Raw genomic sequence first — 10,073 nt, 5'->3', positions numbered from 1 at the left:
CATCAGCACCTGTCGCTCCCGTTGCACCTACTGTACCTATAACTACGGTTGATCCATCTTCTGCTCTATAGGTAAAAGTCCCATTGCCATTATCCGTAAGTGTAGATAATGTTTCAGTAAAACTACCTCCACCATTTGACAATGTTATGGTGTTGCCAACTTGGTTTAATATTTGGATTTCATTAGTAGGGTCTGGATCAGCATCGTTAATCAACGATGATAAATCGATCGATCCTCCATTTTCTAATGTTAAAATATTTGTGGTATTATTAAAAGATAATTGTTGGTTATTACCTTGACATAGACTTGTCCAACTATTGTTGTTGTATTGAAAAAGGCAATTTTCATCAACATTATATAGTAATGCACCATTTAAAGGAGTGATACTGTTCATTTGAGAAGTAGTAACACGTGTTAGAACAAAAGCTTTGTCTACACTTTCTAATTCCATAACCGATTCACTATCTATTAGGTCAGGATTGTCACCTATTTTTACTTGTGCATTAATAAAAGTTAATGAAAATAATAGGAATATAAATAGAAGTAGTTTTGTCTTCATATTTTGTAGGATTTTTCCTTTATAAAGAAGGCTGCGCCTTCTTTTTTTTGAGGTTATACCATAAGTTGTTTTTTTAAACAAAAAATGGGGTGTATGGTTAATTTATATAGACGATATGTTATAAATATAGTTATTTTTTTGATAAAATTATATAGTTTTACATGCAAACGTACAAAATTTATTCGATAAAAAGCTATTTATTACGATAAAAAGTGGTTTTAAACGGTTTGTTAGTGTTTTCTTAACGGTTTTTCTGTATCTCTCTAATAATTAATCTTTCTTTCGATACTTGATAAATCTTTTTTTAAAAAAATAAACGCTTTTGTTTTGCTTTTTGAAGAATTCTTTTACATTTGCAACCGCGATTGCGGGAGTAGCTCAGTTGGTAGAGCGTCAGCCTTCCAAGCTGAATGTCGCCAGTTCGAACCTGGTCTCCCGCTCAAAGTCTTGTTGTAATGACAAGGCTTTTTTTGTTTTAAAAGTTAAAAATTGTTATTGTTTTGTGTTAGATGTTAATTATTAAAGTTGTTGCTCTAAGTTTTTTTTTTACAAAAAAAAACTTAGATTTAGCAAAACTTAGATTTGCATGCCTGATAATTTAACTATAGTTATTCCTGCTTATAATGAGTCAGAATCTTTAAGTTTATTTTTTTCTGAAGTGTTGGATCACTGCAAAAACAAAGGGTACCAACTTATTATTGTTAATGATGGATCTTCTGATAATACTTTAAGTATTCTTACTGACTTTAAAAAGAACTCGGATTTTGATTTTACTGTATTATCTCACAAAGTTAATCGCGGATATGGAGGTGCTTTAAAAAGTGGTATAGCTAAAAGTAAAACGAAATATACTATTACCATAGATGCTGATGGACAACATTATCTTGAAGATGTTGATGTTTTATTTGAAAAAATAAAGGAGACAGATGCGGATCTCATTGTTGGTAGTAGAAGAGGTCATTCCTCTGCTTCCGTTTATCGTAGTGTCGGAAAATCGATTATACGTATGGTGGCAAAAATTTTAATGAAGTTGTCTATTTATGATATTAATTCTGGGATGAAAATTTATGATACGGAATTGGTTCAAAAATATTTAAGCCTAACACCAGATACCATGTCATTTAGTGACATTATAACCTTAACTTTTGTGAATAATCGTCATTTAGTAATAGAGGAACCTATCAGAATTAAGGAAAGGATTAAGGGGTTGAGCACCATTGGAGTACGGACAGCATTTGAAACTGTGATGGAGATTATAAATATTATTATTTTGTTTAACCCTGCTCGAATTTTTCTTCCGATTTCTGCTTTTTTTCTTGTTTTTGGAACTATATGGGGAGCTAATTTTTTCTTTCAAGGAAAAGGAATAAGTATAGGAGCAAGTACTTTGATACTTACGGGGTTGATTATTTTTCTTTTAGGATTAATTGCAGAACAATTATCTGCAGTTAGGAAAAATCAATAATTGATATAAATGAAATAATTGTTTAATTTTTTATGACCTAAACTTATAAGAAGCTTTTTTTAATGGCAATATTACATGAATCAAGAGGAAAAGGAACATATTTTTTTATTTAGTATTGATCTTGAAGATGTTCGTCTTAGGGTGAAAAATGGTTTGTCTTACAGAGCGAGAGTAGAAGAGTTGGTTGAAGATTATCTTTCATTTTTGAATACCTATAATGCAAAGGCTACCTTTTTTACGGTAGGTGATATCCCAAAACATTATCCAAGTCTTATTAAAACTATTGTTGCTGAGGAGCATGAGATAGCATGTCATTCGAATATGCACATACCAGTTACATCGCAAACTCAAGAAGAATTCAGGGAAGATGTATGTAGAAATAAGGAACACCTCTATAATGCAGGAGCTATTGAACTCCTCGGTTATAGAGCTCCTACGTATTCTGTTACAAAAAGTACACCTTGGTTTTTTGATGTTTTATCAGATCTAGGGTTTCGTTATTCGAGTTCAGTATTACCTGCAAAAAACCCTTTATATGGGTGGGAAGGGTTTGGTGAATGTCCTAAAAAAATGAGCAATGATCTATGGGAAATTCCTGTGAGTCTAAGAAAAGGTTCTATTTTTAAAGTGCCTTTTTCTGGTGGTGTATATTTTAGGTTTTTACCTTTTTACTTGATAAAAAAAAGTTTTGAATTTCATTTCAAAAAAAATAAAGCGGTAACAAGCTATTTTCATCCTTATGACATAGATTTGAAGCAAGAGCGATTTATGCATCCTGAAATAAACGATCGCTGGGTCTATAATCAATTAATGTACTATAATAGGAAAGGCGTTTTTCCGAGACTTAAAAAAGTGATGGAAATGTTTGAACCAACAATAATGACTTACAAAAGTTATATAGAACTTTTAAATGGGAGGTGATAATAATTATACATTAGAAGCGAATCGAATAACTAATTATTTGATATCAAAGCCATTACTTAATCAGGAGCGGGTTAATTATTGTGAGGCGATGCGTTGCTTTGATATTGAGTTAACGGACTATGAAGAGATGTTATTGTCTATCATGCTTAAAAGTAAATGGAAAATGGCTTGTATAGATGCTGGTTTGGCCTTGAGAGATCCTGGAAATGTCGTGAGAAGAAAAATTTTTACAATGTTGGCTATTTTGGAAGCTTCTCCAAATTACACGTCTTGTTTTTTATCGTCTAATTTTAATTTTTTTCAATTTGTTACTATAATTTTTGTCGGTTGCAGATCTGTAGTAAGAGCTTTTTTGGGTATTATAATTATAAAAAACATTAAGAATAGGTGCAGTTAAGTTATGATTACATAGTTGTAGGCTCTGGTGCTACTGGTGCAATAGCTGCTAAAACTTTGGTGGATGCTGGTGTGCAGGTTGGATTACTGGATATTGGAGAAGAAGATAGAACTCATAAAAATAAAATTCCGAACACTGATTTTATTTCTATTCGAAAAAAGGATCAAGAACAGTATTCTTATTTTTTAGGAAATGAGTTTGAGGGAGTTCCTTGGGAAACCACAAAAGTTGGTTCACAATTAACACCACCCCGCAGTTTTTTAACGAGATTTTCTGAAAAACTAATTCCTTTTCGGTCAGATAGTTTTCAGCCTATGGAGAGTACAGCGAAAGGAGGGCTTGGTGGAGGCTGGGGATTAGGGTGTTATACTTTTTCTAAACTTGAATTAGAAGCTTTGGGATTGGATGAGGCAGAAATGTTGCCTGCTTATCAATCAGTAGCTTCTTATATTGGTGTTTCGGGAGAAAAAGATGATAGTAAGCCATATTGCCTCAGGGACTTAGAAGATATACAACCTGCGACAAAAATTGAAGATAACTTGAAGAATATCTTTGATCGTTATCAAAAGAAAAAAAAGTTTCTTAACAAAAATGATATTTACTTAGGTAGATCGGCCTTGGCTTTATTGACGAAAGACAAGGGAGATAGATCCGCTACAAAATATCAGGATATGGGTTTTTGGAGTGATGCTAATAAATCTGCGTATAGATCTTGGATAACTATAGAGGAATTAATGAAACAACCAAATTTTAGTTATCATAAACATTGTCTGGTTACAAAGTTTGAAGAAGACCATGATGGAGTGGCTGTTTTTGTTAAGAGAACAGATACGGATGAGGAAATAAAATTTACATGTAAAAAATTAATATTGTCTCCCGGAGTATTGGGAACTGCGCGAATAGTAACACGATCTTTTGATTATAAGAAAGAGAAATTACCGATAATTTGTAACCCATATTCTTATATCCCTTGTTTGCAATGGAGAAGATTAGGAAAGAAGATTGAGCAATATAAAACTAGTTTTGCTCAATTGGTGCTTTATGTTGATGAATATCAAAATAACTTTGATGTTGGAATGGCTGCTTTATTTAGTTATAGATCACTTTTGTTGTTTAAACTTATAAAAGAGACTCCATTGAATTTTGCTGATGCGAGAATTCTTATGCAATTTTTGCATTCTTCTTTTACAATAGCTGGGATTCACCATCCTGATCAAGGAACGGTAAATAAATTTATTACTTTGCAAAAAGATTCTAATCAATACACTGGAGATATTTTGACAGGTGAATATGTATTATCTGATGAAGAACTACGTATAAATTTGTCAAGAGAAAAAAAGATAAGGAAAGCACTAAAAACTTTAGGTTGTATTCCTCTTAAAACAATTCGGACACCGTTAGGAGGGAGTATTCATTATGGTGGTACATTACCATTTGATGAAAGTGGGGAACTATTTACGATTTCGAAATCTGGAAAATTGGCGGGCACAAAAAACGTATTCGTGGCAGACGGGTCAGGTTTTAAATATTTACCAGCAAAAGGATTAACATTAACTTTGATGGCGAATGCTTATCGAGTGGCAAAAAATGTTCTTAAGAATGAATAACCCTACACTTATTATAACTGGAGCTAATGGTTTTTTAGGCAAATGTCTTCTTGATTATTTTAAAGATAAACATTGGCGTATAAAAGCATTTGTGCATCGTCTTCCTAAGGAAAAAGATGATGGTGTTACCTACGTACAATATAAAATGGAAGAAGATGTTAATCCAATTGATTTTGATAATGTTGACTTTTTGATTCATGCTGCTTATCTTAGGTATGAGAATGATGATCGCGCTGATTCGATTAACTTAAGGGGTACTGAAAACCTTATTTCTATATGCAATGAAAAAAAAATTAAGATTGCATTTTTGTCTTCATTTTCTGCACATAAAAATGCAATTTCACATTATGGAACAACCAAAATGCGTTGTGAGGAATTATTTGATTTTAATAAAGATACTATTCTTAAGATTGGATTTGTTATCGGGAAGAAAGGAATCTTATCAGAAATGATACACCGTATGAAAAGTTCTTCTTTTTTTCCGTTAGTGGGAGGTGGGAAACAACCGATACAATCTGTATATATTAATGACTTATGTCAAGTGGTTGAAAATGTACTGGTAAAAAAAGAATTGACAGGAATATTTAACGTTGCACATCACGAAATAATAGCTATGAAAATTTTTTATAGAATATTGGCAAAGCAACTTGGTCGAAAATTAATTTTTGTACCAATTCCTACTTTTTTATTATTTTGGAGCTGTTTGTTTTTTGAAAAGATTGGAGTGAAAATACCTGTATCCTCAGAAAGTGTATTGGGATTAAAAAAGCTAATAACTTTAGATACTAAGGAAGACCAAAAATTAATAGGAATTGAGTTAAAAAGCTATGAAGAAAGCTTAGATTTATTATTAGAAAAATGATTACAGCCTGTGATTTTGAAAAATTAATCCCTAAAACGAATGTTATAAATGAGTTATGATTTTTTACCAATAAAAACGGATGGTGAGTCGATTCACAAGATAACAAATCTTCTTAGGGTTACGTTTCCTAAAGCCGAGAAATATACGGAGGAATTTGTAAAGTGGCAATATGTTGAAAATCCTGTGGGGTCCATGATTGGTTTTAATGCTTTTCTAAACGATGAATTAGCTGCACATTACGCATTAATGCCTATTAAAGCTCTGGTACATGGTAAAGAAGAAAAGGGTTTGTTATCGTTAAATACAGCAACTCACCCTCAACATAGAGGGAAAAAATTGTTTCCGATTTTGGCGGCAAAAAGCTATCAAAGAGCTTCAGATCTGGGTTTTGGTTTTGTTATTGGGGTGGCTAATGCGCAAAGCACATCAGGTTTTTTAAAAAAGCTTGATTTTCAATTGGTTGGTATGCTTAATGCCAAATTAGGTTGGGGTAAAATAGTTCAAAAGAACAGTAATAATCATATTGATTATCAACGTGTTTGGGATGATGAGTCTGTACGTTGGCGTTTGGCAAATCCAGAACTCAAATATCAGGTTAAAAACAATAGAGTTTTAGCGCCGACTGATAGCTTTGGGATACAAGGAATTCTAAAAGATTTTGATGCTTCCTATAGACTAAAAAACACCCAAAATACTCTAGGATTTAGACCTATTCAACTTTGGATTGGAATAGATGATAAAATTGATTGGAAAAAATCTTTTTATTTTGATATTCCGAAAAAAATGAGACCCTCTCCTCTTAATTTAATTTTTAAAGATCTTACAGAGAAGGGGAGAGAATTTAATTTTTCGGGAGTGCAGTTCAGTGCTTTGGACTTTGATGCATATTGATACTATCACCTACTCAATTCTATTTTTTTTAGCTATATGATAATTGTTTTTAAGGAGTTGATTATCAGGATTGAGTTTTAATCCTTTTTGCCCTGCTTTATAAGCATTTTCCCAGTCTTTTAATTCATTATATGCTGCACAAATATTGTTGTATAAATTATCAGAATTTGGGTGTTTAATAATTCCTTCTTTAGCTATTTCAATACACCTCACATATCTTCCATTTTTATAGTAAAATAGGCTTAGATCTAGATAATTTGCCTCAGATGAATTTTCTGCAAGTTTCAGGGTATGATTCTTTAATTTGGTTTTTCGTTCTAGTACATCTTTTAGGTTGTTTTTGGCTAGATTATAACCGGGGTTTATTGCTAAGGCCTTATTACAAGCGTTAATGGCTTTTTCGTAATCTCCAAGAAGGTTATAAGCGGTGCAAATATTATTATAAGCTTCTGAGTAATCAGGTTGCAGATCAATAGCTTTTTGAGCCATTTCTACACATTTGATATATTGTTTTTTCTGATAGTATTTTAGGCTTAAATTCAAGTATTTTTGAGCAGAAGGGTTTACTAATATTTCTTTTTCTTCGGTTTCTAGTTTACTTATTTTTTCTACACTTGAAACTAGAAATAATTGCGCTTTTTTATTGTTTTTATCAATACTCAAAGTTTGTTTCGCTATTTTTTGTAGATTATCCCAGTCTTCTAGTTCAAGATAATTCTCCATTAGTAGTAATCTTGTTGTAATATGAGATGGAGAGATATCTAGTGCTTTTGAAAGTTGTTCAATAGCTTCAGCCGCTCGGTTGTTTCTAGTTAAAAATCTACCATAATAAAACCTTGGGCTGTAGTATTTTGAGCCATATTTAATTGCTTCTTTAAAATATTTTTCGGCGGATTCTGTATTGCCTTGAGTATTATTTAATATCCCCAGATTTATATATAATGTATGGTAATAAGGAGTGTATTCTAATGCTTTCAAGAAATATTTTTCGGCTATTTTATATTCTCCTTTGGACATTTGAGAAAGTCCATAATTCATTAATCCTCTGCCGTTTTTCGGACTTTTTATTGTTACATCTTTCCAAAGGCTTTCGTCATTATCCCATACCTCATTCCTTTGATATGTACCATAAGCATATAGTAACAATATGCTGGATATACATAGTACACCATATCTTTTATTAACCGAGTACTTTTTTTGAATCCGCATAGCTAGTAATGCTGCTCCCCATCCCAATGCTATTAATAAACCTATATATGGGAAAAACATACGATGATCATTCATGACTTCGGCTAAGGGGATAATACTTGATGAAGGTATAAGGGAAATAAAGAACCAAGCAATCCCAAAACTGATTGGGTAATACTTTTTTTTCTTTGAAGATATAAAAGCAATACTTATTAGTATGATTACAAATAGAATTCCTAAAAAGAATTTATACGACCAGATGTTATCAAAAACTTTCCAATCGGTATCTGCACTGAGGTGAATTGGCAATATGCTACTAATAAAATAGTATGTAATTACAAAAGGTTGTGTAATAAGGTAATTCAGAGTTTTTGCCGACCCTGTAGTATAACTTTCGGGTGTCATTGTTATTATAAACATGTATAATGATGCGCATACAAGTATTGCGGGGAGTGTTTTTTTAAGGGCAGAAAATGTTTTTTTTAAATTCTTAGGATTGAATAATTGAATGAAACTCATTTTTTCTTCGAATAAAGTAACGTAGACAAAGAATAGAGGAGCAAACATTATGGCAGTAGGTTTAGCTAGAGCTCCGATAATTATAGGAATTAGATACAAGTAATATTTTTTTGCTTTTTTTGAATATTGATATAAAATAAATGAAAGTGCTACAAAAAAGGTGGATTGTAAGTCTGATCGTGCGATTACATAATTTACTGTTTCAGCCATTACAGGATGAATCATATACCATAATGCTATAAATCCACTTATGTATGTATTGTATGAACTCTCTCTTGAGAGATCTATAATTCTTTTGGCTATAAAGAAAATAAGAACTCCTTGTATCAGAAATAGTATAAAAGATGTAATATGAAAATAAAAAGGAATATATCCTTTTCCTAACCAATAATCAATTGCAAGTGAGGTGGTTACAATGGGGCGGTATGATTGATTCTGTGGTAATGAGCTTATTGTACTTCCATCTTTAAAAAATAAAGGTATGTTTTTGATGTCTTGTATGTAAACATTTCCTGTTACTGTATGAGAGTCATCAAAATGAAATGAATTATCAAAATGATTAAGATATAGTATTGTTGTGCTAATGAGGAGTATTAATACGGATATATATATTATTCTTTTGTTCATATCTTTTATTTTAAATAAGCATCTATGATTTTGTGTTAAAAAAGAATTTAATAAAGTTTTGATGAAATTAATTTTTTTGGAACTTATTTCAATTTGATGCTCAGTGATATTAAAAAATAGAAAAACCAGTTAACGTTGTTAGCTCTTCAAGCGCATGCATGCCTAGTTCTGAGTTGCCCTTAGGGTTTAGAGGAGGGCTCCAGACAGTAACGGCATATTGCCCAGGATGAATAGCAGAAATGCCGCCGCCAACACCACTTTTTCCTGGTAATCCTACCCTGAAACTAAACTCTCCTGCCTCATCATAGAATCCACAGGTTTGCATAATAGCATTAATACGTTTCGTTTTTTGAAACGAAATAATCTTTTGGTTATTTAGGGTTTTCCCTGCATTGGCATAGATCATAAATGCCGTAGATAAATCTTTACAAGACATGGCTATTGCACATTGGTAAATATAAAAATCAAGAACCGTTTCTAGGTTATTTGTAATGTTTCCAAAAGATTTCATCAAATTTAATAATGCCGCATTGCGGTGGCTGTATGCTTTTTCTGATTCATATACTTTTGTGTTGATATTAATTGTTTTATTTCCTGTTATTTTATGGATAAATTCTAGAAAATCTTTTCTAGGGTCTTTTAATATCGAAATAAGGATGTCGCAAATGACCAATGCTCCGGCATTGATAAAGGGATTTCTAGGGATTCCGTTTTCATATTCTAATTGTACTAAAGAATTAAAAGGATCTCCAGACGGTTCTACATCAACTCTCTTAAATATGTCTTTATCTTCTACTAAAGACATAGCTAATGTAAGAGCAAATACTTTTGAAATACTTTGTATCGAAAATAGTTCATTACTATCTCCAAAACTGTAATGTTCTGAGTTGATACTATACAGATGCATTCCTAATTTTTCGGATTCAACTTGTGCTAATTCAGGAATATAAGAGGCTACTTTTCCTGTATGAGGTAGAACAGATAATTCGGATTGTATAGAATCAAGTATTTTTTGATAGTCTATCATAGCATCT

General features: G+C 31.9%; 9 protein-coding genes and 1 tRNA gene. 7 read left to right on the top strand and 3 right to left on the bottom strand.

The window, feature by feature from the left end; translation table 11 throughout:
* On the bottom strand, nucleotides 1-559 hold a 559-nt coding region (locus tag DZ60_RS0114325), incomplete at its 3' end, for a hypothetical protein (protein WP_025742730.1).
* A gap of 367 nt (nucleotides 560-926) precedes the next feature.
* On the opposite strand from DZ60_RS0114325, the gene DZ60_RS0114320 reads away from it, so the two are divergent.
* The 7 genes from DZ60_RS0114320 (at nucleotide 927) to DZ60_RS0114290 (ending at nucleotide 6,705) form a co-directional block, all read left to right on the top strand.
* Nucleotides 927-999 (top strand) — tRNA-Gly (locus DZ60_RS0114320).
* 146 nt (nucleotides 1,000-1,145) lie between these two features.
* Nucleotides 1,146-2,024: a glycosyltransferase family 2 protein gene (locus DZ60_RS0114315; protein WP_025742729.1), complete on the top strand. Its 879-nt coding sequence runs from the start codon at nucleotides 1,146-1,148 to the stop codon at nucleotides 2,022-2,024.
* A gap of 75 nt (nucleotides 2,025-2,099) precedes the next feature.
* Nucleotides 2,100-2,945, top strand: coding sequence for a polysaccharide deacetylase family protein (locus DZ60_RS23130; protein ID WP_025742728.1), 846 nt, complete (start codon nucleotides 2,100-2,102; stop codon nucleotides 2,943-2,945).
* A complete protein-coding gene (locus DZ60_RS0114305; protein WP_025742727.1) occupies nucleotides 2,935-3,345 on the top strand; it encodes a hypothetical protein in 411 nt (136 codons plus the stop codon). The genes DZ60_RS23130 and DZ60_RS0114305 overlap by 11 nt, the downstream gene beginning before the upstream one ends.
* The gene (locus tag DZ60_RS0114300) at nucleotides 3,336-4,952 is read left to right on the top strand and encodes a GMC family oxidoreductase (RefSeq protein ID WP_025742726.1); all 1,617 of its coding nucleotides are present in this window, start codon (nucleotides 3,336-3,338) and stop codon (nucleotides 4,950-4,952) included. The genes DZ60_RS0114305 and DZ60_RS0114300 overlap by 10 nt, the downstream gene beginning before the upstream one ends.
* On the top strand, nucleotides 4,945-5,814 hold the full coding sequence (locus DZ60_RS0114295; RefSeq protein WP_025742725.1) for an NAD-dependent epimerase/dehydratase family protein: 870 nt from the start codon (nucleotides 4,945-4,947) through the stop codon (nucleotides 5,812-5,814). Before DZ60_RS0114300 ends, DZ60_RS0114295 begins: the two co-directional genes overlap by 8 nt.
* A gap of 48 nt (nucleotides 5,815-5,862) precedes the next feature.
* Nucleotides 5,863-6,705 carry a GNAT family N-acetyltransferase gene (locus tag DZ60_RS0114290; protein WP_025742724.1) on the top strand — a complete coding sequence of 281 codons (843 nt, stop codon included), beginning with the start codon at nucleotides 5,863-5,865 and terminating at the stop codon, nucleotides 6,703-6,705.
* 9 nt (nucleotides 6,706-6,714) lie between these two features.
* Here the strand turns inward: DZ60_RS0114290 and DZ60_RS0114285 are convergent, their stop codons facing one another.
* A complete protein-coding gene (locus DZ60_RS0114285) occupies nucleotides 6,715-9,039 on the bottom strand; it encodes a tetratricopeptide repeat protein (RefSeq protein WP_025742723.1) in 2,325 nt (774 codons plus the stop codon).
* 109 nt (nucleotides 9,040-9,148) lie between these two features.
* On the bottom strand, nucleotides 9,149-10,063 hold the full coding sequence (locus tag DZ60_RS0114280) for a glutaminase (protein ID WP_025742722.1): 915 nt from the start codon (nucleotides 10,061-10,063) through the stop codon (nucleotides 9,149-9,151).
* Nucleotides 10,064-10,073 lie beyond the last annotated feature (10 nt).

The sequence above is a fragment of the Aquimarina pacifica genome, assembly GCF_000520955.1.
In the GTDB taxonomy this organism is placed as follows: Bacteria; Bacteroidota; Bacteroidia; order Flavobacteriales; family Flavobacteriaceae; genus Aquimarina; species Aquimarina pacifica.
The sequence above is the reverse complement of the archived record's forward strand: the minus strand, read 5'-3'. Positions and strand labels throughout refer to the sequence as shown.